Below are 22,166 nucleotides of genomic sequence, written 5' to 3' on the forward strand. Positions count from 1 at the left end.
GTTGTTTGCTTAAAACTTGTTGTATCAATTGGTGGCAATTGCCTGCATACCCATGCCTACCGGTATGCAGCCAGCAACCTGCACCAATTCGGCTGCGGTTTGTAACGCATCAGTATCTGTTCCTGTCACCTGCACTTCCGGTTTTGGGCCTCCTGCAAAAGCAGCTTGCAATTGCGCCGCACTGACCACCGTAAATGCTGCTACCACTTTTGCATGCGGCAGCAGGTTTTGTAGTAAAGCAACAGGATCAGCACCCTGCGCACCTGCATCAGCCATAGTGACAACCACTTTCTGGTTTGCCACCGGGCGGATTGTCTCCGCAACTTCGGCGTAGCCATCAGCAGCAATGGAAAGGATAATGATATCCGCTTCCCAGCAGGCATCCGTACTGCAGGTTATAGGCTCTACATCGGCAGTGGCTACTTGGGTACGGATGTCCTGCACCAGTTCATCCAGATTATCGCAGCCATGTGCAAAAAGCAGGATGCGGTAGTTGCCACGAGCCAGGTTGCGGGCCAGTGCGGCGCCCCTGTTTCCGGCAGCGCCAATCAGTGCTATGGTTTGCTTTGTGTGCATGATGATGGCGCAAAAGTACCCCCTTGCAGTGGCTGCAACCGTTATCTTAAGACAAGAAAAAGTATTGATTTGGATCAAGGGAACGATGGGCGATGGACCATGGGGCGAAGAGGCGGATGGGGCAATAGTTGGCGGACGACAGACGACGGACAACAAACAGTATATGAAGGAAAAGAAACAAACAAGATTTCTTGAAAACACCATCCGCTATACCGTTGTCCTTCGTCTGTGGTCCGTGGTCTATCGTCCATGGTCCATCCCCCCACGTCCCCTCACTTCCCCGCCATCCGCTTCCGCACCCGGCTAAGGGTTTCGGGTGTGAGGCCGATATAAGAGGCGATCATATGCTGCGGTACACGCTGTGCGATCTGCGGGTATTTGGCAATAAAATCGGCATAGCGGTCCTCGGGTGTGGTGCTGATGATGGAGGTAATACGCCGCTGCATGGCGATATAGGCATTGGTGATGCTGAGGCGGGTATAGGTTTCATACTGCGGCAGGTTGCGCAGCAGTTCTTCGTGTGCGGACCGGCTGATCAGCAGCAGCTCCGCATCTTCAATGGCGTCGATACTATAGGTAGCCGCTTCGGCGGTAAGAAAACTATACAGGTCGGCAATGAGCCAGCCTTCCAAAGCAAATTGTATGATGCGCTCTGTACCACCCTCATCAACCGAGTAGGCACGCAAAGCACCCTTTTCTACAAAGCCAATTTCGCGGCACACATCGCCTTCCTGCAACAGGTATTGTTTCCTGCGCAGCTTCTTGGGCTTCAGCAAGCCTTTCACGTATTCCATCTCCTGTTCGGAAAGGGAAACCTTCTCGGTGAAATGTTTAAAAAATTGTTCGTACATGCCATGGGGCCATTGGTGCAGGCCGGAGCAAAAATGCTCTTTTATTCCCACACCGGCGCACAAGCAATTGTAAAGAAAAGCCGCACAAAACGGAGAGCGGCTTAAAATTCCTTCTCTCCCATTTCACTTACCGGCAGGTTGATCTTGCGGTTTTTACGGGCCAGGCTAAAGAATACAGAGAACTGCACCTGGTCGGGTTCGTAGATATAAAAGATAGATCGGGAGGGCTTACAGCTACCGGGATGCAGCATGATCAAAAGGTTATTTTTAACCCTTATTAACCTAACCCTGCGTCTTATCTTTCCCCAATGAACACCGATACCAAGCCCACAATCGTTGTTGCCGATGGTTATACGCTCAATCCCAGCGACCTGGACTGGGCGCCCTTGGAAGCACTGGGAACATTGACGGTTTACGACCGCACGCCTTCCGGCAAAGTTGTGGAGCGCTGCAAGGACGCGCAGTTGATCCTGACCAATAAGGTTGTATTGGATACAATCATTTTGGAGCAGCTACCCCAACTTAAATACATTGGCGTGTTGGCAACAGGCTACAACGTGATTGATACGGCAGCGGCCAAAGCCTTGGGCATAACTGTGTGCAATGTGCCGGGCTATGGTACCGCATCGGTGGCACAACATACCATTGCACTCCTGCTGGAGCTGACCAATGCCGTTGGAAAACACCACGCTTCGGTACAGGCAGGTAAATGGCAAACTTCGGCCGACTGGTGCTATACCCAACAACCCATTATGGAACTGGCCGGAAAGACCATGGGTATTGTGGGTATGGGCAGTATTGGGAAACAGGTAGCCCAAATTGCAGCAGCGCTGGGCATGCAGGTTATTTATTATAACCCTTCGGAGAAAAAAAACGCAGCGGGTACACAAACGAGTTTGGCTGAATTGTTCCGGCACAGCGATGTGGTGTCGCTGCATTGCCCGCTCACGCCATCCAATACCGGCTTTGTAAACAAAGTCCTGCTGCAACAAATGAAGCCTACTGCCTTCCTGCTCAATACCGCCAGGGGACAATTGATCAACGAAGCAGACCTTGCCGCTGCACTGAAAGCAGGTGTGCTAGCCGGTGCTGCCCTCGATGTTTTATCGGCTGAGCCGCCACGCGATGGCAATCCACTGCTGGATGCGCCCAACTGCATCATTACACCGCACAACGCATGGGTAAGCCGGGAAGCAAGATCAAGAGTTATGGAGATTACGACAGCCAACGTCCAGGCGTTTTTGGAAGGCAAGCCGCAGAACAGGGTAGCCTAAGCGAAGCTGCAATTGTTGTAAACCGTTTAAACGGTTTATTGGAAAATAACCAACTGTTGCAAACCCACGGTTGAAACCGTGGGCTGGTAAGAAAAGATGAGCATTAATCTTTGGCTGATGATGGTGCTTGTGTAACCTGCAACATTGCACCAACTGCAAATGCAGTTTGCAGGATCAACACTGGCGCCTGCTCCATGGCTTGCTCCAATTGCATGGGTGCATTAAGGATTGAAAAAGCGGCAGCAATACCCTGTTGCCTGTATTGCTCAGGCAAAACATCAATAGATCCACAAATAGCGACCAGTGGCTTATGAGATTGCATACAGGCCTGTGCTACCGTACCCACCAACTTGCCCTGCCAGCTTTGTTCGTCCAGTCTTCCTTCGCCGGTTATGACGAGATCGGCTGCAGCAAGCTTTTCGGCAAAACGGCTCTCTGCCAGTACCAGCGAAGCTCCTGACCGAATACTTGCATTCAGAAAAGCATAACAAGCCGCGCCTAATCCACCTGCAGCACCACCGCCTGCTAATTGCAGGATATCCATTCCTGTTGATTGCTGTACCAGGCTGGCATAATGCAGCATACCGCTTTCCAGCATATCAAGGGTAGCAGCATCGGCACCTTTCTGCGGCCCGTAAGTATAAGTGGCACCATTAGGACCAGTGAGGGTATTGGTAACATCACAGGCCACCTCAAATTGTATATGGCTTAGCTCTTTCACCAAACTGTTGTCAATGCGGTGCAACTTTCCAAGATTTGCACCCATGGGTTCCAGTTCCGCACCCTTAACATCCAGAAAGCGATAACCTAAGGCAGCGGCCATCCCCATACCGCCATCATTGGTTGCGCTGCCGCCGATGCCAATAATAATATGACAGGCGCCTTGCTCAATAGCTGCAGTAATCAGTTGTCCCGTGCCATAAGTAGTGGTGCGGGCAGCGTTGTATTCGGAGGGATGCAGGCGGTGCAATCCGGAGGCCTGCGCCATTTCTACAATGGCACGCTGTGCACCGGCATCATACAAATAATTTGCATTTACTTTCCTGCCTAAAGGATCGGCAACGGGCACCATTATCCGCTGGTAAGATCCATAATGCGCCAGTACATCTGTTAGTCCATCGCCGCCATCTGCCAATGGTAAAAGAGTCGTTTGCACCCCGGGTAAAGCTGCCTGCAACCCGCTTTTAATAGCCATGCAAACACCCATGCTATCCAGGCTGCCTTTGAATTTATCCGTTGCAATAAGAATGTGCATGAAGCGCGTTGGTTTGGTACAAGATTACGGAAGCCAGGTGCAAATTGAAGCAGGCTTGAGAACAATGCGAAATAAAGGTTCCCGAAAATGAATCCTTGCAATATTTTACGGTATTCTGAGGTGTGTCATGCCGAACTTGTTTCGGCATATCTTGCAATCTTCGGAGTATTGTTGTATTGAAGGAGATGCTGAAACAAGTTCAGCATGACAGACGTTGGATTGATAAATAACCTGTAACCTTTCGGGCTCGCCAACTTCCAATCAATCAAAACAAAATCACCCATTTCCTCAATACATCGCCTGGTATATCAGCGACCTAAGCTTTTTGTTCAACTCGTTGTAATGCGCATAAGGCTGCACATTGGTAAAGGTTTGGATCACCAGTTTATGCTCCGGGTCTACCAGGTAGTCGCTGCAGTAAGCGCCGCCCCAACTAAAAGATCCCACAGGTGCAGGCTCGAGGTAGCGGGTACCCGCAGTCACCAGTTCAAAGCCTAACCCAAACTTGTCCTCCCGGTCCCATACCCAGGACGCACCAATCTGGTTGCTGGTCATCAGGGTAAGGGTTTGCGGCGAAAGAATGCGTTTATTGTTGAAACTGCCTCCGTTGAGTAACATCTGGCAAAAGCGGCCATAGTCGGATGCCGTACTCACCATACCGGCACCTGCGGTGAAATAGGTGCGGGCACCGGCTACAGGATACATCCGGAAAGTATCGTTATCATGAACTTTCAATGCGGCGGTTTCAGATGGCTTGCTGTACAACTCCACCAGCCTGTTCTTCTTGCTATCAGGCAGGTAGAAATAAGTATCCTGCATACCCAATGGCTCGGTCACCCTTTTGCGAATGGCCACATCCAGCGGGTCGCCACTCAGCACCTCCACCAGCCGGCCTACCACTTCCGTATTCAAACCATAGTAAAAACCGGAGCCCGGCTCATGGAGCAGCGGCCGGGTAGCCAGGCGGTCTACCACATCGGCAAGCCGCACTGGCGCCATCGAGTTAAGCGTGGGCACCTTAAACTCGGGCCTTTGCTCCAGCGGGTGTTCGTAGGTGATGCCTGAAGTATGCGACAGCAATTGCCGGATGGTGATGGGCCTGTGCAGGGGTGCTGTTTCAAATGTGCCACCTACAGGGTTGAGTGTGTCGTAGCGTACCAGCAACTTTGCATTGGCAAAAGCCGGGATATACTTACTCACGGGGTCGTCGAGCAGGAAGCGGCCTTCTTCAAAAAGGGTCATCAGGGCTACCGTGGCAATGGCCTTGGTTTGCGAAGCAATACGGAAGACATCGCCTGTTGTTGCCTTTCTCTGCTGCGCAATATTGCTGTATCCAAAAGCCTTGTGGTAAACTACCCTGCCGTTGCGCGCAACAAAAACCACAACATTGGGTGCCTTGCCTGCGGCAACAAAATTTTCTATCCAATGATCGATCCGCTTCAACCTTTCGGCCGAAAACCCTGTTTCCGCAAGATTATTTGCCGCAGCAAATTGTTGTGGTCCTTTTAAGTTTTGGGAAAATAAAAGAGTTGGAAAAAAGAAAACGAACAACAATAAAGCAAACAATTGTTTCATATAGGAGTAGTAAAAATGAAAACAGGTGACCACAAGATTAAGGCAATTCTGAATAGTTATAACGGCATTCACCAACCTACACGGCTTTTCTAATTCTTCCACAATACGATGCTACGGAACAGGATCAATCACCAACTGAAAAGCCACTGCAGATCCCTCAGGAACTTATAAGCATCCTGACGGGATACAGCATTTGCCAATTGGCCAATCTTGCCATTTTGAATCACCAATGTACCCGGCATCCGACTCTGTTTCACGATTTCAATAAATGATAGCTAAAAGGTAAATATTAAGTCCGATTCAATTGCAACAAACAGGAAGTTCATGTGCCCGGGGTAGCATGCCAACAACAGGAACCTACAGTTTCAACCATAGTTTTTGAAAAAGCAAAGTGTCCGCAATCCCACTCAACGGTTTCGTTTTAACAGCGATGAGAAGCATTACACCCGCTTCCCCGATAAAAAAGCCCACTGTAAAAACAGCGGGCGCAAATGATCGCTTGCCATAAAAATTTTTTGCGGGTTTTATTGCAGCAGGTAACCGTTACGCAGGTGCTTCAGCCCATAACGCATCCGCCCCAGGGAAGTATTGATACTGGTACCCATCTTTGCTGCAATCTCCTTGTAACTGATTTCTTCATAATGGCGGTAATACACCACCTGCCGCAAAGTATCGGGCAATTGAGTTACCAGCTTACGCACCTGCTGGTGGGTTTGCCGGGCTATAAGCAGGTCTTCGGGTGAAGGCGCATGAACTTGGTGGACCTCAGGTAACACTTCAGGATGTATACAGGGCAGGCTGGGCTTGCGCAGATAATCCAAACAGATATTACGCCCTACCCTTTTCAGCCAAACCACAAATTTACCTTCCTCACTATAGCGGCCTGCACGGATGGCCGTGTACATGCGGATGGAAATCTCCTGCACCAGGTCTTCGGCCAGCATGAAATCTTTTACATAACGGCATGCAATGCGGTTCAACAGGGGTTGATGCCTGCGCAACAGCAGCGTAAAAGAACGCTCACATCCCAGGCGCACCTGCAGCACCAGTTCTTCATCGGAAAGTTGTGTAGTAGCAACCATAGTTCGTCACGCGTTTTATGCTTTGTCAAAATCTTGTAACCCAATTCCTATAATAAGCAACCTGGTAACAAACCGCGGGCGGGTTGGTGATACAGGGATTGGGGTTGGTAAGGCTGATGGTTTCCGTTTTGGTGCGTGCAACGGTATGGTTAGATACCCGGCTGTTGTCGCTTTTGTTGAAAATGGCTACCACAACCGAATTGTTGAAAGCCTTGTCGGCATTACATAACCTGTACAACTTCAGGGTAACGGCATACTGGTAACTACCATTGGTAATACCACCAAAACTGTAGGACAGTTCACCACCGGCAATATGACCTGCAAAGGCAGGCACTAAGCCGCAACATAAAAACAACAAAATCAAAAAACGTTTGCAAGAAAAAGAGCACGGTTGCACCCACATAAAGGCGGATATTCAAAAGGAAAACGAAAAAAGTATGAATAGAAACAGGACTATAGACCATGGACCATGGACCATGGACCATGGTCTATAGTCTATGGCCTTTCCCCGCACATAAACCCGGCACCCCGTCGACAACCGCCACCGGTATGCATTGGATTTACACGAGCGCCCACCATCAGTGAATGGTCTTGAGGGCTACGAAACTTCCGCCGCTGTCGAAGCTTAGCCCATAGCGGGTATTGTTGGCATCAATTACCACTACATAACTTTTAAGTATGCCGTTGACCCTGATGCTGAAAGCCTTGTTGAATACATACCCCGGGTAAGTAGCACTGAGATAACTGGTAATCAAAGCTGGCAAGGCGGCAGCATCAACGCTGGTCACCTGGCCTTTTTCCCTGTTCAGGGTGATGCGGTTCACATACACACCGGCACCGGTGTAGGCAGTTGCATAAAGCCCATTATTGCGCGACAACAGCACATAACCGCTATCGGCAGAACGGAAGGCTTTCACCAGGGTGTCGGTATTGTAAGCACTGGTAAAGGAGCTGAGGATAGTGGCAGGCAGTGCACTGATGGCAACGCTATCCTTACCCAGGCCGTTGCGGTGTTGAAAGCGGCCACCATTGTGCCAGCCCCTGCCGGGAACATCCCCCTTCTCCCTTTGCTCCAGCACCTGCACAAAGTTGCCGGTAGCGTCAAATTTGAGGGCTACTGGTTTGCCGTTGTAATAAACCACTGCAATAAATGATTGCAATACATTGCTGCTGTCGTACACAGCCAGGGCTTTGTACAGGGTATAACCCGCATAGTTGGTGGTAAGATAGGTTTCTACGGAAGCAGGCATAGCCGACAGGCTGGTAGCAGCCATATTGGTGTTGCGGCCGCAGCCATGCAGGATGTACACCGAGTCGGTAGTGCTGCCCGAAGTACCCGAAATACCAGCTGCGGAAGAAGTGGCGGCAACGGCAATGGTGCTGGCCGAAACGGAAAGTTCATCAACCGATGAGGATACTTCTTCCTTTTGGCAGGCAGTGAAAATAAGCGCCAGCGCACCAAAAAGCGTAGCCACCAGTTTGTTGGATTGGATGTTCATCTGATACAAGTTTTTTGAATGATTGAATTGCTTAAGGATTAGATTACCTGCAGCTGCCGCTCAGTAAAAAGAGCAGCGCTATGGGTTGTTGGGTGTGCACACAACCACTAGAAGCTTGTGGAAAAAGAAAGTTTAAAGCAGGCAGGCTATGTGTCGGCAGAAAGAAGGAATGTATCGGTGAACAGTGAGGAAGGGGAAGCGGGTTGCAGGTTGCAAGGCAGGAAAAGTATTGCTCTAGTTTTGCTTAACCCAACAAAATCACTTTACCTGCAAATGCTTGATGGCAGGAAAATAGGAATCGCTAACTGGCACCTGATCTTTGGTTAGCTGTACTTTTTTATTGACTACCGACTTGACTTTATCAAGCGAAACCACGTAGCTGCGGTGCACCCTGATAAAGCGCTGCGAAGGCAACTTTTCCAGCATGGATTTCAGCGCCAGCAAGGTCATCACAGGGCGCCCGGTGGCGAAATGAATCTTTACATAATCCTCCACACTTTCGAGGTATTCAATATCCGCCAGTTTGATCTTCACCAACTGGTAAGAGGAGCGCACAAAAATCACATCGGGCTCGGGAGTTGGCTGCCCTGTACGGAAAGAATGATACTCGATTGCTTTATGAACCGCTTTACCAAAACGTTCGCGGTCAACGGGCTTGAGCAGGTAATCGATGGCATCCAGCTCAAAGCCGTCATAAGCGAACTCTTTGTGTGCCGTAATGAAAATAACCATCGGCTTGTGGGCTAAACCACGCACCAGCTCAAGGCCGGTAATATCAGGCATATTGATGTCAATAAACAGCAGGTCCACCGGGTGCTGCGACAGCCATTGCCGGGCGGCAAGCGCATCATCAAATACAGCCTTTAACTCCAGATCGGGGAACTGTGCCACATAGGTTTTCACCAGTTGCAGGGAAAGAGGTTCGTCGTCGATGGCAATACAGGAAAGGGGCATAATCTTCATTTAAAAACAGTACTGAAAATGCAAACAGCATTTATTCAATTCACCCAAATGCAGGATCAAAGTTCAACTAAAAACGGAGGCTCGGCTTATCGTGTTGCGTAACAAGCTACAATACCTAAATATCCAACTGCAGCTTTACCCGGAAATATCCGTCCGCATCACTGATATCCAGCCGGTGTTTGCCGGGGTAAGCATAAGCCAGCCGTTTGGTCACATTGTCAAGCCCAATACCGGTGCTTTCACCCGGACGGGGTTTGCGCATGATCTTGTTTTCACAATAAAAACGCACACCACCAGGTGTAGCCTCCAGGTCAATTTTTATGGGTGAGTGTTCGTGTGCACTCACGCCGTATTTAAACATGTTTTCAATAAAAGTGATAAATACCAGCGGAATCACCTGTTTGCCTTCAAGGTTGCCTTTTATGGAATAATCGATGGCCACTTTCGGACCAAATCGCAGCCGGTGCAAATCAATGAAATCGGTAAGGCAGGCAACAGCTTCCTGTAGCGGCACTTCATCCTGTGCTGCCATCTCCGTCAGGTAGCGCATGATCTGCGAAAGCTTCATAATGGAAACTGCAGTGTGCGCACTACCGGTAACCGCCATCGAATAAATATTATTCAGGGTATTGAACAGGAAGTGCGGGTTGATCTGCGCTTTTACAAAGGAGAGTTCCGCGTTGGCTTTATCGGCCTCTGCCTGTATGGCCCGCTGCTCCATGATCCGCCATTGCTTTTGAATACGCAGGCCAAAGCCAAGCGCCCACAACATGGTAAACAGCGTGATGCTGATGATATCGATCTTAGGGCGTTGGGGCGGCCCTCCACCCGGCGGCCGCATCATGCCCGGTGGAGGCTTGTGCAGGATCCCACCCCGGTGACCCACATGATCGAGTATCAATACATCCAAAGGTTTGCTGATGAACACCAAAGCCAGCAACAACAGAAACACACCCAGGTAGGCCAACTGCCTGTCGCGCATGTACAGGTTGGGTAACAGCACAAGGGTATTGAGGTAGTAAATGGCAACACAACCAGCCAGGTACAACAAGGCAGTGGACGGCAATATGCGGAAGAGCCGCTCACCCTCGTGGCTGGTCAGGCTGATGAAACCGGCAAGCAAGCTTACCAGCAATAACCAGCCGCCTACATGAACCGCCACACGGATTAACTGGGATTGGCGCATATACAAATAAAAAACTTTCCACCGCAACAAGAGCTGTTTATCGGCAGGCGGCACTTTTTTACCGGCAACTGGAGCAGGCCTACCCTACTGCTGTTACATATGGGCATTTGACCGCGGAAACCAGGAGCACTTACCGGTACATTTCCCAATTGCACCGATTAGTGGCGCACTGCCAGATGAAACCCATTAAACTTTCCGTAGTATGGTAGTCCCAACTACGCAAACCCCGAAACAAAACCTATGCAACGAAAAGACTTCCTCCGCAAAGGCCTCTTTGCCGCACTGGGCGCAGGTACCATCACCCCACTGATCAGTGCCTGCAACAAAGAGGACATATCCGCCAACAGCAGCACTACTCCCAACAACAGCAACACCGCCACCGGTACCCCTACAAGCAGCGACTCCTGCACGATATCACCCATGGAAACTGCTGGTCCTTTTCCCACTAAAACGCCTTCATCGCTCGTTACAAATGATATCCGCAGCGACCGTCCCGGCGTACCCCTCACCATTCGTATTACCATCAACAACAGCAAGAACAGTTGCGCTGCGCTGGCAGGCGCCATCGTGGACATCTGGCATTGTGATAAAGATGGCTACTACTCGTAGTATGGCGGCACAGGCATGCAGCAGGCTAATTTCACTTCAGTGCACTTCCTGCGTGGCCGGCAAACCACCAATGCAAACGGGCTGGTGGAGTTCACCAGCATTTTCCCGGGCTGGTACTCGGGCAGGGCGCCGCATATCCATGTGCATATTTACGATGCCAGTGGCAGCTCGCTGCTGGTTACACAGATCGCCTTTCCTACCGATGTGTGCAATACCGTTTACACCACAGCAACGCAGTAATATACACGTGGCACGCAGGACACTTCCAACACCAGGGACAATGTATTTGCCGACTCACTGGCAAGTGAACTGGCCACACTTACCGGGAGTATACAAAATGGGTATGTGCTTAACCACCTCATAACCGTTGCGGCTTGAACCTGAAAGCGGATACAACAAAAGCATGGTTTGTTCCGGCAGCGCAAAGAGCAATTAAGGAAAACAACAAATGGCGCAGCAGCTTTGCTATAAAGACGCCGGAACAATTACCATTTGACTGCGGTCTGCAAACATTTGCCGAGCATACGCTGGCAGCAGATACTACCCTTACACTCCATGTCCCTGCAACAGGCACACTTGTATTATTACCAACAGCAGGTGCCATCAGGTACAGGAAAGACATAACTCCAGAATACGTTATAGCGGCAGGATCGCTCCTGGTGATTACCCAACAGGCAGGCCAACCATTTACCCTGCACAACTCTTCAACAACCGGGCTTGCCAATGTTTTAGCAATCCATATTGCAGGCAATGTTGGCAACACAGGCGTATATGCAATTGAGCTGAGCCGGCACTTTGGTACACTTGTATCCCCTATTGCAGCTGATCCAAACACAACATGCAGTTTTCAACTGGGCATATATGCTGGCAGAGTGGAAGACCAATTGCACCATCGAAAAGATGATTGCCTGCTTGCTTACATTATTGAAGGGGCATTTGAAGTATAGTACCGCTTGTTGGAACGCGGCGACAGCCTGTTGCTATGGAACACCGATACCATCGAATGGGAAGCGCTATCTGAAAACGCCATTATTCTTTTACTGACTTGTACCCGCAAAAACATTACCTAGCCTAAATGAAAACCACAGACCCTAACAGCAATGAGGAGCACCCTGTAGCAGCCAGCGTTCCCCGCTTTGCTGTTTACAACCGCTCCTATTGTACTGGAATGGTCAATGAAACTTGCAGCTTCAATAACCTCACCGTGTTAATTTCTGTTAAGTTGCCTGATTGATCGCAATGTTCCGCTCACTGGTCTCATTAAAGAAAATATGCTGCAACCGGATAGTAGGTTTGTATTGTTATCAACAAAAACAAACAAAACCATAAACCATGTACAAGAAATTAATCTCCTTCGCCATCGCCATTATGCTGCTGACTACAACAACAATCGCTGCTACTGGAAATACGGTTCCAGAAGCGATTGTAAAAGACCTGAACCAGCATTTCACCAATGTATCAGAAGTACGTTGGAGCGCTACCAACAACTATTATAAGGCCAGCTTAAACATGCAGGGAAAATTCATGGAAGTGTTTTACAACCTCGATGGCTCCTTTATAGGCATATCGCGCAATATTACCTTGGACCAGCTGCCACTGGCTTTGATCAAAGATGTGCAGGCAGAAAAAGCAAATGCTTATGTAGCAGAACTATTTGAACTGGTAACCGATCAGGCCGGTACCGAATATTATATCACCTACAAAAACGGGCTGGAAACAAAAGTATTCCGCGGTGCAGGGGATGGCTGGAACCTGTACCAGCAGTTTGATAATGAGTAATGCATACAGGAGTAGCTGCAAGCTGTTAGCTACAAGTAAGGCGGTATAAATTGCACGGTATTTAGTAGCCTTTTTTAAAAACAGCATCCCCCTATCATACAACAATGCCCCGCAATATTGCGGGGCATTGTTGTATGGAATTGCTTTGAACAGATCTTTAGTTAGAGCGCAGAAGTTAATGGCCAATAGCGCACCTGCTGAAAGCCTGTGCTACCTTTTAGCACCACCTTGTTGTAAGAACTGGAAGGAAAAAATATCTCCGTCATCACACTCAGGCCTTTATCAGCAAACAGCTCTAACGAAGCATGATCAATTACTAAAGTCAGATCCGTATTTTTTGCGGTTGCGAAACGCGGCGCTGTATGGCGGCCTGCAAAGTCCTTATTGAAATCAACCTTGCCCGATTTGCTGCGATCCACAAAATACTGGTTGGCTGTCTTATCATAACCTACTATCAACTCCTCTCCGGCATCGTTACTAAACACCAGTTGAAAATCCTGCAACTGCTCGGTTTGCAGTTCCAGCCGTGCAGGTAATGAGAAGGTTTTGACAAAGGAAGCATTGCCTGCTTTCAGCTGGTTCAGTGTAGTTGCAGGCTTTGCCAGCGTAGCTAATTCTTTTGATGGTTTGGATGCAACATACAACTTACCTCCTGCAGCAGCCAGCGAAAGGTCGCGGGGAATGGTGAGGGCACTCCGCCATTTTTCGGTAGGCACCTGCTGGCCATAGAGCCAGTTGCTCATCCAGCCAATGAAAACCTTACGGTCGCCGGTGTTGGCATAAGTAATGCCCGCATATTCATCGGGCCCATAATCCAACCATCGTGTAGCTGTATCTGCAGGGGTAAAGGCGGTACCATCAAAATCACCAATAAAATACTGGGTTGCCGAACCTCCGTTTGGTCCGCCCGGGTTAAGGTTTACAAGCAGCACCCAGTGCTTTTTTCCACCCTGTTCCAACTGGAACAGGTCGGGGCACTCCCACACACCGCCATGCGCACCGATGGTGGCGCCAAATTCACTTTCGCGGGTCCAGTCTTTCAGATTGGGCGAGCTGTAAAAAGTAATCCGGTCCTTTGTGGCCAGGGTCATTACCCATTTCTTATCCGGCGCATACCACATCACTTTGGGATCGCGGAAGTCAACAATGCCTGGGTTGCGCAATACCGGGTTGCCGCTGTACTTGGTCCAGGTTTTACCATCATCATTGCTATAGGCTATACCCTGGGTTTGAAAATCTTTGCGGCCCTTCTTTTCACCCGCAGTATCGTGGTAGGTATAAATGGCTACAAGCGGTGCCTTTCCCTCTTTGCCCAGGCCAGATGTATTGGCCGCATCTACTACCGCACTGCCTGAAAAGATATAACCCAGGCTATCGGGGTATAGTGCTATGGGCTGATGTTGCCAGCGCACCAAATCGCGGCTGGTGGCATGCCCCCAGTGCATGGGTCCCCATACGGTGGAATCGGGATAGAACTGGTAAAACATATGGTATACCCCCTTGTGGTACACCATTCCGTTGGGGTCGTTCATCCACCCGCTTTTGGGCGAGAAATGGATCTGGGGTCGGTAAGCTTCTTTGCGGTAATCCTGGGCGGCAACTGTACCGCCCAGGCCAATGGCAGCCAGTAGGACAATCGTTATTTTCTGCAGCATAATATTTATTGAATTTCCTTCAGCCTGTACCAGCTGGAGAATCTACTCAAAAGTAACCATCTGCCGCCGAACAAAAACGGCCGCCCTGCCAGGCGACCGTTACTACTAAAACCCAGGATTTAAGAAACTATTGCCTGGTGAGATCGGCAGCACGCAGGGTTGGATATTTGATCCCCAGCTGCTCCAGGTATGTTTTGTATTTGGAAGGATCGTAATAATACTTTTTCATCTCCGGGCGGTACTGCGCCATGATCTCCTTGTTGAGGAAAATGGCGGGCTTGTCCTTTTCCGAAACCAACGCTACATACTTGGTGTCTTTTGTTTGCACGTCCTTGAAATAAGTCCATGCCTGTTGCAATACCGTGGGCTGCACAAAGAGGTCGAGCAGGGTCATGGCTTCTGCCTTTGCCGCGGCCGTTACGCCCTTGTGTGCAATGGGTGTGGCCATCGATATGGCATTGGCCCAATGGTGGCCCGGAAGGCCCGGAATATTGGAAGGAAAACGCAAAACCACTGTGGGCACATTCCAGGAAATGTCGGCGATATCATCGGAGCCGCCACCCATGGAAAACTTCACCGGTGTGCCGATGGTATCCACTTCTGTTTCGAGGCCGTCAACTTTTTTACCGCGGCCATCCACCTTGGGTGCATCCACTTCTTTCTGCACGGCACGGGCAAGGGCCTGGTCGTCGGCACTCCACTGCGGCAGCCCCACCTGCTTGATGTTTTGGTACATGGCTTCGGCAATGGGTTTATTAAAATGCCCCGGCCATGCGCTGCCCAATACGGTATAATTCATTTTAGTACCGGTCATCATCGCTGCACCTTTAGCAATATTCATTGCATCATCATACATCTGCTTGATCTTGGGATAGGTGCGCTCCCTGAAATAATACCACACAGAGGCCTTTGAGGGCACCACGTTGGGCTGGTCGCCGCCATCCACCACAACGTAGTGCGAACGCTGCGTGGGCTCCAGGTGCTCGCGGTGAAAGTTCCAGCCCACGTTCATCAGCTCCACGGCATCCAGTGCGCTCTTGCCCCGCCAGGGTGCGCCACCGGCATGGGCCGCTTCGCCGTCAAAGCTGAATTTCACAGATACCAACCCATTGCCGCCACCATCACCATACGACACCCCCATATTATTGCCTACATGGGTAAAAATGCAGGCGTCCACATCTTTGAAATAGCCATCGCGTACATAGTAGGCCTTTGTGCCCAGTTGCTCTTCGGCAACACCGGGCCACAACACAATGGTGCCGGGAATCTTTTCGCGTTCCATGATCTTTTTGAGTGCCAGCACCGCGGTTACATTCAACGGCACGCCTGCATTATGCCCCTCGCCATGACCCGGTGCGCCATCGATGATGGGATCGTGGTAAGCCACACCCGGTTTTTGCGAAGCCTTGGGAATACAGTCGATATCGCTGCCCACGGCAATCACGGGTTTGCCCGATCCCCACTTGGCCAGCCATGCCGTAGGAACACCGGAAATACCGCTTTCAACAGCAAAACCATTTTCCTTTAAAATGCCCGTGATGTACTTCGATGTTTCCTCTTCCTGGAAGCCCAGTTCGCCAAAGGAAAACACCATGTCCACCATCTGCTGGGTAAAAACTTTCTGGTTTTCTATTTCAGTCATCAACTCTTTCTTGAGTGCAGCCACTTTTTGCGGCGGCAGCTTGGCTTGCGCCATTGCGATTTGCGGGGCTAATGCCGAAGTGCCGGCTACCAGCAGGACGCCCATGGCCCACTTGCGGGCAGCGCGGAATTGGGGTTGGAAAAATTTCATGATACAGGGTTTGATGAATGGGATGTGGAGTTTGTAATGTTTTTTCTCACAGATAGCACGGATGACACGGATGATAATTACAGTTGCAAAGCGGATGTGGAAATAGCTGCAAGTTGCTAGCTTCAAGCTTCAAGACATTCAAGGCAAGAAACAAAACAGTATTAGCAGCTACTGAATAATGCGCCAGGCAATTGTTATGCAACAATGCGATTATGCACTTTGTACTTTGTACTTCAAACTTTGCACTTAAAAAAGGCCCTGCCGCCAACAGCCAGGAAGCGGACAGGGCCGGGGTACTCAGAGCAGCCTGTTCGTTAATATTTCAGCATTGGGTAGTGGAAAAATATAGGAAGGGCTGGTGGACGGAACGGCAGGTGCCGTAAGGCTGCTGCTTCCTTTGGCCGGGATCGTTTCCAGGTTGCGCAACAGGTCGTTGGAACGAAGCCCTTCGCCCAGGAACTCGATGCGGCGCTCCAGCAGGATGGACGCGATCAATGCATCCTGTGTGCTGATCTTTGCTTCGGGGAAAGTATAGGTGGGATCTGAGCGGCGGTGTACAGCAGCCAGCAGTACCCGCGACTTTTCCATATCACCTGTCTTTGCCAGCGCCTCGGCATAGTTGAGCAGCACTTCCGAATAACGGATCACCGGCACATAATCGGTGTAGGGCGATGGCTTGTTGTACTTGCGCAGGAAGGTAGCCGTGCCGGATGTAACCAGAAAGCTGCGCCTTGCATCGGTGGTCTTGAATTCGGCATTTCCCATAATGCCCGATGGGTTCACACTGTACTCCGAATTACCAATGGGTGCTGCATTGAAAATAAAGCCCAGAGCATTCTGGCCTGTTGCCGAATTGAGCTCCGTCATGGGCATGGAGAAGACAGACTCGGTAGTGGTATAGTTGGAATTGAACACCACCTTGATATCATCCTGCAACTGGTGCGCCACACCTGTAAGTGCTTTAAAGGGTGCCACATCGCTCACGATCTTCTTTGACTCTTCAATCACTTTGGACATATTACCCATGTTGAGGTAAACCCTTGTCTTAAGAGCAATGGCACTGTTGCGGTGCGCCCTGGTGGTGTTGAGCAAATCGGAGCCTAATGTTAGTGGCAGCAATGCTTCTGCCTCATCCAGGTCTTTGATGATCTGAGCATACACATCTGCCACCTTGCTGCGTGCGAGGTCGTTGTTGGCAGAAGACACTTCCGCCTTCAGCCGCAGCGGCAAACCAGGCGACGCGCCATTGTCGGCAACATAGGGTTTTGCATACAAGGTTACCAGGCTGAAATAACTCAGGGCCCGCAAAAACTTCGCTTCGCCTTCGTATTGCTTTGCCAGCGCAGGCGCCACCTTGCTGTTGTTATCGGCAAGGCCCTGCAAAAAAACATTGCAGGCGTTGATGGCGCCATAAGCTGCGATCCATAGGTTCTGCACTTCGTTGGAAGAGGAGTTGAGGGTATGGCTCCAGGTATCGTAACCGGTGAAAATATTGGCAGTGCGGTTGATGAATTCTTCACCCCTGAAGTCGCCATACATCACGTATTTGCCGCCATAAAACTGCGGATCTTTTACCTTGGTGTACATGCCGTTTACCAGGCCCAGCACACGGTCGGGGGTTTCAAAAGCAGTAACATCAAGGATAGATGTTTCGGGAGCCGGGTTGAGCAGTTCGGATTCTTTCTTGCAGGATGCAAGGCCCAGCAAAAGACATGCTGCTGCCAGGGCCAGCCCTCTATTGCGATACGTATTCAATAGCTTCATTACTGTTGTTTTTGGCGTTAAAAACCAATGTTCAAACCAAGGGTATAGGTACGTCCCTGCGGCGCCGAGTTCTTGTCCACACCGGGTGTAAGATTGGAGTTACCATTGGATGAAATCTCGGGATCAGAACCGGTGTAATTGGTGAGGATAAAGGCATTGAACACCTGTGCATACACCCGGATGGAAGCAATACCACTTTGTGCAATCTTTTCAACCGGTATGCGGTAACCCAGGCTGATGGATTTCATTTTCAGGAAATCGCCCCGCTCCACGTTGGCAGCAATAGGCCAGGAAGAACCGTTGGAAAGCAGGTCGCCATACACCACGCGGGGCATATCGGTTACCTGTCCTTTGGCAGTCCAGCGTTCGAGTGCGATCACGCCGTTGTTCCAAAAACGCTGGTCGCGCAGGGTGCCACGGGTACCGTTCTGCACATAGTTGCCACCCGAGTAGGTGATGCTGGCACTCAGGTCGAAATTGCCATAGTTGAAATTATTGTTGAAACCGCCGTACCAGGTAGGCAGGGCATTGCCCAGCACACCAAAATCTTCAGCAGTAATGGGCGCAGCAGCAGTGCCATCCAGGTAGGTCCAACGGCTCTGGCCGGGTGCCACCACATGGCTGTACTGAACCTTCTGCCCTGCTTTGTTGATGAAAATACGCTGGCCGTTTTCAGGGTTCACACCTGCGGTTTTGGCACCAAACAAAGAACCCACACTATAACCTAGGCGGGTGATATTGGTAGTTTCGGCAGCGGTGCTGGTAGTACCCACAATATCGAGGCCGCCACCTGCCAGTTCGGTCACCCTGTTCTTGATCAAAGTAATATTGAAAGATGTGTTCCAGGAGAGCTTGCGGTTGCGCAATACCGCACCCGAAATAGCGAATTCAAAACCCTTGTTGTACATCGCACCTACGTTCTCCAGGATGGCATTGCCCGGGATACCTTTCGAGGGGCTTTGCGGCGCACTCAGGATAAGGCCGTTGATATTGTTCTTGAAATAAGTGGCCTCCATCTGTATGCGGTCGTTGAACAGGCCCAGGTCGATACCCACATTTGTCTGGTCGCTGGTTTCCCAACCTAAGTTGGGGTTGCCTGCCTGCGAAAAGTTCCAGGTGGGGGCCGCACCATACAGCGAGGAGCTATACAGCATCAGCGATGCAAATGGATTGGAGAGGTTGCCATTACCTACCCTGCCCCAGCTGGCACGCAGCCTTGCATTGTTGACCACATTGGCCAGCTTTGACTTCTGGAAAAATTCCTCCTGCGAAAGTGTCCAGCCACCCGATACGCCACCGAAGTTGCCATACTTTTTATCGGCACCCAGTGCCGAGTTGCCATCGCGACGGAAGTTGACGGTAAAGAAATAGCGCTTTTTAAAATCATACGTCAAACGCGAGAAAACAGAGGCATAAGCCTTATCTGCAATCACGGTATTGGTGATGGGCTGTATGCGGCCAAAACTGCCTTCAAACTCGTTGAAGAAAGGATCGGATGCACCGGAGCGGGTAGCGCCCCAGCGGCTGTTGTGGTAAGACTGCACATCATAACCCAACAGGGCAGACAGGTTGTGGTTGCGGGCCAGCTTGGCCTGGTAAGTAAGGGTATTGATCCAGTTCCAGCTATTAAGGTGTGTGAGTGCATTGGTTGCAATGCCCCTGTCGGAATAACCGGGCCCATGCACAGGGCTGTTGAAAGTTTTGTTTTCCACCTTCAGCATGTCGATGCCATAGCTGGTTTTGGCTTCAAGGCCGGGCAGCAGTTTGGCGGTAGCACTAAAGGTTCCCAGCAGCTGGTCGTTTTCCGATGTATAACTATCCAGGTCGAGCAGCGGCAGGGGGTTGTAAAAATTACTCACGATCCTGTTGTTGCCCATACCCATAGTATTGGTGGTACTGAGGTTGTAGGTTCCATCGGGGTTGCGTGCATATACATTGGGGGAGGTCAGCAAAGCCAGGCGTGCCAGGCCGGTTATCTGGAATGCATTACCATTGAGCGAACCGGTGTTGGGCGAAGCGTTGAAGCTATTGTTATAACTCATATTGGCACCCAGGCTCAGCCAGCTGGTGGCCTTATGATTGAGGTTAAACCTTGCCGATTTGCGCTTGAAATTATTGGTCTTGATAAAACCGTTCTGGTCGCTGTAGTTCATTGAAAAGAAGTAGGTGGTAGCTTCCAATCCACCCGACACAGAAAGGCTGTGGTTGTGCGATACAGCATCCTGGTACACCTGGTCGTACCAATTGGTATTTACGATGCTGCCATCCTGGTTATAGGTTGGAAAAAACAGCTCAGATGCTACGTTGGGGTTGTTGGCATTACCACCCAGGATCTTTGCATTAAGCACCGCTTCATTTTTCAGCATCATATACTGCTCGGCGTTCAGCAGCTTGGGCAGGCGCATGGGTTTGGAAAGCGATACCCAGCCATCGTAGGTAACCTTGGCCTTGCCGCTCTTTCCTTTTTTAGTGGTAATAAGCAACACCCCTGCAGCAGCCCGCGAGCCATAGATGGAAGTAGAAGCGGCATCCTTCAAAACAGAGATGGACTCGATATCGGAAGGGTTGATACCTGAAAGCGGGTTGTTGGTTACGTTGGCACTGGCGGACACTTCACCGGTGTTGATGGGCACGCCATCTACCACTACCAATGGATAGGAACTGAGTGAAATGGAATTGATACCACGGATGCGGATAACGGGGGCGTTGTTGAGCACACCATTGGGTTGCGTGATATTGACACCAGCGGCACGTCCAGCCAGTGCCTGGTCGAAGCTTTGCACCGGCGCTTCTTTCACCGAGTTGCCGCTGATGGTGGCAATGGATCCGGTGAATTCTTTTTTGCCTGCGGTACCATAACCTACCGCTACTACTTCCGACAGGGTGGATGCACTGGAAAACAGCATCACCGATACAGAACCCGAAGCAGCTGCTTTTGCAGGCAGTTCTTTTAATGCAAAACCAATGGAAGAAAACTCCAGTGTTGCGCTTTCCTCGCATTTCAGCGAAAAGCTGCCGCTGCTGTTGGTACTGGTGCCAATGCCGGTGCCTTTCACTTTTACACTTACACCTGCTAGGGGTGCGCCTTTGTCATCGGTTACAGTACCCGATACAGTGACCTGGTTTTGACGCCAGGTGCTGTCGGAAGGGTTTGGCGGAGCAGCCTGCACCTGCATGGCAGTACAGTGCAGTAGTAAAATCATTAAGCCAGCGCGGTGAAATTTTAGGGGCCGGAAAGACATGGGTATAGCTTTCCTGCCCACATGCGATTTGTTGCTCATGTGCTGTTGGTTTTAGTAAAAAGGGAAAAGGGTTGTACACAACGCCCTTGTGCAGCAAGCACCAGGCGTGCATACAGGCTAGGCATCATAGCCCGATAGCACAGGTTTATTCACATGGCAAGAAGAGAAAAGGAAAATCAATCTTTCCACAAGGGAAGGCCTCCACATTAAAACGAATAAAAGATTGGTGATTACAATAGAACAACGAACAAAAAACAAAAAACCGCCACTCATTATTTAACTTTTTTTTGTTTCTTTAAAACATACAACGGTTGCAGGCCAAATCCCTATCACATAAGTAAACTTATCATAAGTTGAAAACACCCGCCTGCTTATCTGACCCGGAACTATTTTGTTTGCTTAAAGAAGGACAACCGAGCGCCTTCGATATTATTTACAAACGGTATTACCCGCAACTGTACCGGGCTGCCTGGCAGCAACTGGGCTGCCACGAATACGCCGAAGAAATGGCGCAGGAAGTGCTGGTGCAGTTGTACCAGAAACGAACAGCGATTGGCAGCACCGAACACCTCTCCGGCTACTTATTTACCCTGCTCCGCAACCGCATGGTGGACCTGTACCGCCAGCAAAAAAGAAAACAAAACCTCGACCTGAAACTGCGGCAGAAACAGAGCATTGTCACCCCACCTGCCGAACTGGCTTTGGAAAGCAAACAACTGGCCCAAGACATCGAACAAACCATCAGCAGGCTCCCCGAAAAATGTCGCGTGGTATTTCGCCTCAGCCGCGAACAGAACTTAAGCAACCAGGAGATCGCAGACAAGATGAACCTGTCGGTAAGCACCGTAGAAAAGCACATTGCAAAAGCATTGAAAAAACTAAGGGAAGTGGTGGAACTGAGAAGTTAGGGAGCGGAATGCAAGTTGCCGGTTGCTGTTTTGCCTGATCATTGTATGCATAATATAGCAATGCACCATTATACATTTTTGAGTATCGCAAAGAGTACAAAGAGGGCGCCAGGCAAGCGCAAAGGTTTTCTTTGCGACCCTTTGCGCTTGCCTGGC

The 22,166-nt window shown here is 50.2% G+C and carries 20 protein-coding genes; 6 read left to right on the forward strand and 14 right to left on the reverse strand.

Going from position 1 to position 22,166, the window contains the following annotated elements:
- Nucleotides 1–24: 24 nt before the first annotated feature.
- From BUE76_RS19500 to BUE76_RS24575, 3 genes are all read right to left on the reverse strand, one after another.
- On the reverse strand, nucleotides 25–576 hold the full coding sequence (locus BUE76_RS19500) for an NAD(P)-binding domain-containing protein (protein WP_073044698.1): 552 nt from the start codon (nucleotides 574–576) through the stop codon (nucleotides 25–27).
- Between the two features lie 272 nt (nucleotides 577–848).
- A complete protein-coding gene (locus BUE76_RS19510; RefSeq protein ID WP_073044695.1) occupies nucleotides 849–1,427 on the reverse strand; it encodes a Crp/Fnr family transcriptional regulator in 579 nt (192 codons plus the stop codon).
- 101 nt (nucleotides 1,428–1,528) lie between these two features.
- The gene (locus BUE76_RS24575) at nucleotides 1,529–1,678 is read right to left on the reverse strand and encodes a hypothetical protein (protein ID WP_158070003.1); all 150 of its coding nucleotides are present in this window, start codon (nucleotides 1,676–1,678) and stop codon (nucleotides 1,529–1,531) included.
- Nucleotides 1,679–1,735: 57 nt separating this feature from the next.
- On the opposite strand from BUE76_RS24575, the gene BUE76_RS19515 reads away from it, so the two are divergent.
- A complete protein-coding gene (locus tag BUE76_RS19515) occupies nucleotides 1,736–2,701 on the forward strand; it encodes a D-2-hydroxyacid dehydrogenase (RefSeq protein WP_073044693.1) in 966 nt (321 codons plus the stop codon).
- Nucleotides 2,702–2,804: 103 nt separating this feature from the next.
- Here the strand turns inward: BUE76_RS19515 and BUE76_RS19520 are convergent, their stop codons facing one another.
- The 7 genes from BUE76_RS19520 to BUE76_RS19550 all read right to left on the reverse strand — a co-directional run bounded on the left by BUE76_RS19520 (nucleotide 2,805) and on the right by BUE76_RS19550 (nucleotide 10,261).
- On the reverse strand, nucleotides 2,805–3,956 hold the full coding sequence (locus tag BUE76_RS19520) for a glycerate kinase (RefSeq protein ID WP_073044691.1): 1,152 nt from the start codon (nucleotides 3,954–3,956) through the stop codon (nucleotides 2,805–2,807).
- Between the two features lie 288 nt (nucleotides 3,957–4,244).
- Nucleotides 4,245–5,531: a serine hydrolase domain-containing protein gene (locus BUE76_RS19525; RefSeq protein ID WP_073044689.1), complete on the reverse strand. Its 1,287-nt coding sequence runs from the start codon at nucleotides 5,529–5,531 to the stop codon at nucleotides 4,245–4,247.
- Between the two features lie 524 nt (nucleotides 5,532–6,055).
- Nucleotides 6,056–6,613, reverse strand: coding sequence for an RNA polymerase sigma factor (locus BUE76_RS19530; RefSeq protein WP_073044687.1), 558 nt, complete (start codon nucleotides 6,611–6,613; stop codon nucleotides 6,056–6,058).
- Between the two features lie 25 nt (nucleotides 6,614–6,638).
- The gene (locus tag BUE76_RS19535) at nucleotides 6,639–6,971 is read right to left on the reverse strand and encodes a hypothetical protein (protein ID WP_178371841.1); all 333 of its coding nucleotides are present in this window, start codon (nucleotides 6,969–6,971) and stop codon (nucleotides 6,639–6,641) included.
- A gap of 220 nt (nucleotides 6,972–7,191) precedes the next feature.
- Nucleotides 7,192–8,112: a PepSY-like domain-containing protein gene (locus BUE76_RS19540; RefSeq protein WP_073044683.1), complete on the reverse strand. Its 921-nt coding sequence runs from the start codon at nucleotides 8,110–8,112 to the stop codon at nucleotides 7,192–7,194.
- Nucleotides 8,113–8,370: 258 nt separating this feature from the next.
- Nucleotides 8,371–9,066: a LytR/AlgR family response regulator transcription factor gene (locus BUE76_RS19545; protein WP_073044829.1), complete on the reverse strand. Its 696-nt coding sequence runs from the start codon at nucleotides 9,064–9,066 to the stop codon at nucleotides 8,371–8,373.
- 124 nt (nucleotides 9,067–9,190) lie between these two features.
- Nucleotides 9,191–10,261 carry a sensor histidine kinase gene (locus BUE76_RS19550; RefSeq protein WP_143157345.1) on the reverse strand — a complete coding sequence of 357 codons (1,071 nt, stop codon included), beginning with the start codon at nucleotides 10,259–10,261 and terminating at the stop codon, nucleotides 9,191–9,193.
- 240 nt (nucleotides 10,262–10,501) lie between these two features.
- Here BUE76_RS19550 and BUE76_RS24830 point away from each other — a divergent pair, with 240 nt between their 5' ends.
- The 4 genes from BUE76_RS24830 to BUE76_RS19565 all read left to right on the forward strand — a co-directional run bounded on the left by BUE76_RS24830 (nucleotide 10,502) and on the right by BUE76_RS19565 (nucleotide 12,649).
- Nucleotides 10,502–10,870 (forward strand): peptidase associated/transthyretin-like domain-containing protein, encoded by a 369-nt coding sequence (locus BUE76_RS24830; RefSeq protein WP_216820686.1) that lies wholly within the window; start codon nucleotides 10,502–10,504, stop codon nucleotides 10,868–10,870.
- 15 nt (nucleotides 10,871–10,885) lie between these two features.
- Nucleotides 10,886–11,110 carry a peptidase associated/transthyretin-like domain-containing protein gene (locus tag BUE76_RS24835; protein ID WP_216820687.1) on the forward strand — a complete coding sequence of 75 codons (225 nt, stop codon included), beginning with the start codon at nucleotides 10,886–10,888 and terminating at the stop codon, nucleotides 11,108–11,110.
- A 134-nt stretch (nucleotides 11,111–11,244) separates the two neighbouring features.
- Nucleotides 11,245–11,817, forward strand: a complete 573-nt coding sequence (locus BUE76_RS19560) for a hypothetical protein (RefSeq protein ID WP_073044679.1) — start codon at nucleotides 11,245–11,247, stop codon at nucleotides 11,815–11,817.
- Between the two features lie 385 nt (nucleotides 11,818–12,202).
- Nucleotides 12,203–12,649 (forward strand): hypothetical protein, encoded by a 447-nt coding sequence (locus tag BUE76_RS19565; RefSeq protein ID WP_073044677.1) that lies wholly within the window; start codon nucleotides 12,203–12,205, stop codon nucleotides 12,647–12,649.
- A gap of 161 nt (nucleotides 12,650–12,810) precedes the next feature.
- On the opposite strand, the gene BUE76_RS19570 is transcribed toward BUE76_RS19565, so the two are convergent.
- The 4 genes from BUE76_RS19570 to BUE76_RS19585 all read right to left on the reverse strand — a co-directional run bounded on the left by BUE76_RS19570 (nucleotide 12,811) and on the right by BUE76_RS19585 (nucleotide 21,141).
- A complete protein-coding gene (locus tag BUE76_RS19570; protein WP_073044675.1) occupies nucleotides 12,811–14,304 on the reverse strand; it encodes a glycoside hydrolase family 32 protein in 1,494 nt (497 codons plus the stop codon).
- Between the two features lie 127 nt (nucleotides 14,305–14,431).
- Nucleotides 14,432–16,096 carry an amidohydrolase gene (locus tag BUE76_RS19575; protein ID WP_083596576.1) on the reverse strand — a complete coding sequence of 555 codons (1,665 nt, stop codon included), beginning with the start codon at nucleotides 16,094–16,096 and terminating at the stop codon, nucleotides 14,432–14,434.
- A 297-nt stretch (nucleotides 16,097–16,393) separates the two neighbouring features.
- Complete coding sequence (locus BUE76_RS19580; RefSeq protein ID WP_073044673.1) at nucleotides 16,394–17,860, reverse strand: RagB/SusD family nutrient uptake outer membrane protein; 1,467 nt, start codon at nucleotides 17,858–17,860, stop codon at nucleotides 16,394–16,396.
- 17 nt (nucleotides 17,861–17,877) lie between these two features.
- The gene (locus BUE76_RS19585) at nucleotides 17,878–21,141 is read right to left on the reverse strand and encodes a SusC/RagA family TonB-linked outer membrane protein (protein WP_216820688.1); all 3,264 of its coding nucleotides are present in this window, start codon (nucleotides 21,139–21,141) and stop codon (nucleotides 17,878–17,880) included.
- 356 nt (nucleotides 21,142–21,497) lie between these two features.
- Here BUE76_RS19585 and BUE76_RS19590 point away from each other — a divergent pair, with 356 nt between their 5' ends.
- Complete coding sequence (locus BUE76_RS19590) at nucleotides 21,498–22,010, forward strand: RNA polymerase sigma factor (protein WP_158070004.1); 513 nt, start codon at nucleotides 21,498–21,500, stop codon at nucleotides 22,008–22,010.
- Nucleotides 22,011–22,166: the final 156 nt, after the last annotated feature.

Source organism: Cnuella takakiae (assembly GCF_001953305.1).
Classification (GTDB): domain Bacteria; phylum Bacteroidota; class Bacteroidia; order Chitinophagales; family Chitinophagaceae; genus Flavisolibacter; species Flavisolibacter takakiae.

Bases quoted from the DNA above. Each gene is read 5' to 3' on its own strand.
- BUE76_RS24835 (WP_216820687.1), top strand. From the start codon at position 10,886: ATGCAGCAGGCTAATTTCACTTCAGTGCACTTCCTGCGTGGCCGGCAA.
- BUE76_RS19540 (WP_073044683.1), bottom strand. From the start codon at position 8,112: ATGAACATCCAATCCAACAAACTGGTGGCTACGCTTTTTGGTGCGCTG.
- BUE76_RS19575 (WP_083596576.1), bottom strand. From the start codon at position 16,096: ATGAAATTTTTCCAACCCCAATTCCGCGCTGCCCGCAAGTGGGCCATG.
- BUE76_RS19570 (WP_073044675.1), bottom strand. From the start codon at position 14,304: ATGCTGCAGAAAATAACGATTGTCCTACTGGCTGCCATTGGCCTGGGC.
- BUE76_RS19515 (WP_073044693.1), top strand. From the start codon at position 1,736: ATGAACACCGATACCAAGCCCACAATCGTTGTTGCCGATGGTTATACG.
- BUE76_RS19580 (WP_073044673.1), bottom strand. From the start codon at position 17,860: ATGAAGCTATTGAATACGTATCGCAATAGAGGGCTGGCCCTGGCAGCA.
- BUE76_RS19565 (WP_073044677.1), top strand. From the start codon at position 12,203: ATGTACAAGAAATTAATCTCCTTCGCCATCGCCATTATGCTGCTGACT.
- BUE76_RS19525 (WP_073044689.1), bottom strand. From the start codon at position 5,531: ATGAAACAATTGTTTGCTTTATTGTTGTTCGTTTTCTTTTTTCCAACT.
- BUE76_RS19550 (WP_143157345.1), bottom strand. From the start codon at position 10,261: ATGCGCCAATCCCAGTTAATCCGTGTGGCGGTTCATGTAGGCGGCTGG.
- BUE76_RS19510 (WP_073044695.1), bottom strand. From the start codon at position 1,427: ATGTACGAACAATTTTTTAAACATTTCACCGAGAAGGTTTCCCTTTCC.
- BUE76_RS24830 (WP_216820686.1), top strand. From the start codon at position 10,502: ATGCAACGAAAAGACTTCCTCCGCAAAGGCCTCTTTGCCGCACTGGGC.
- BUE76_RS24575 (WP_158070003.1), bottom strand. From the start codon at position 1,678: ATGCTGCATCCCGGTAGCTGTAAGCCCTCCCGATCTATCTTTTATATC.
- BUE76_RS19520 (WP_073044691.1), bottom strand. From the start codon at position 3,956: ATGCACATTCTTATTGCAACGGATAAATTCAAAGGCAGCCTGGATAGC.
- BUE76_RS19530 (WP_073044687.1), bottom strand. From the start codon at position 6,613: ATGGTTGCTACTACACAACTTTCCGATGAAGAACTGGTGCTGCAGGTG.
- BUE76_RS19500 (WP_073044698.1), bottom strand. From the start codon at position 576: ATGCACACAAAGCAAACCATAGCACTGATTGGCGCTGCCGGAAACAGG.
- BUE76_RS19585 (WP_216820688.1), bottom strand. From the start codon at position 21,141: ATGAGCAACAAATCGCATGTGGGCAGGAAAGCTATACCCATGTCTTTC.
- BUE76_RS19545 (WP_073044829.1), bottom strand. From the start codon at position 9,066: ATGCCCCTTTCCTGTATTGCCATCGACGACGAACCTCTTTCCCTGCAA.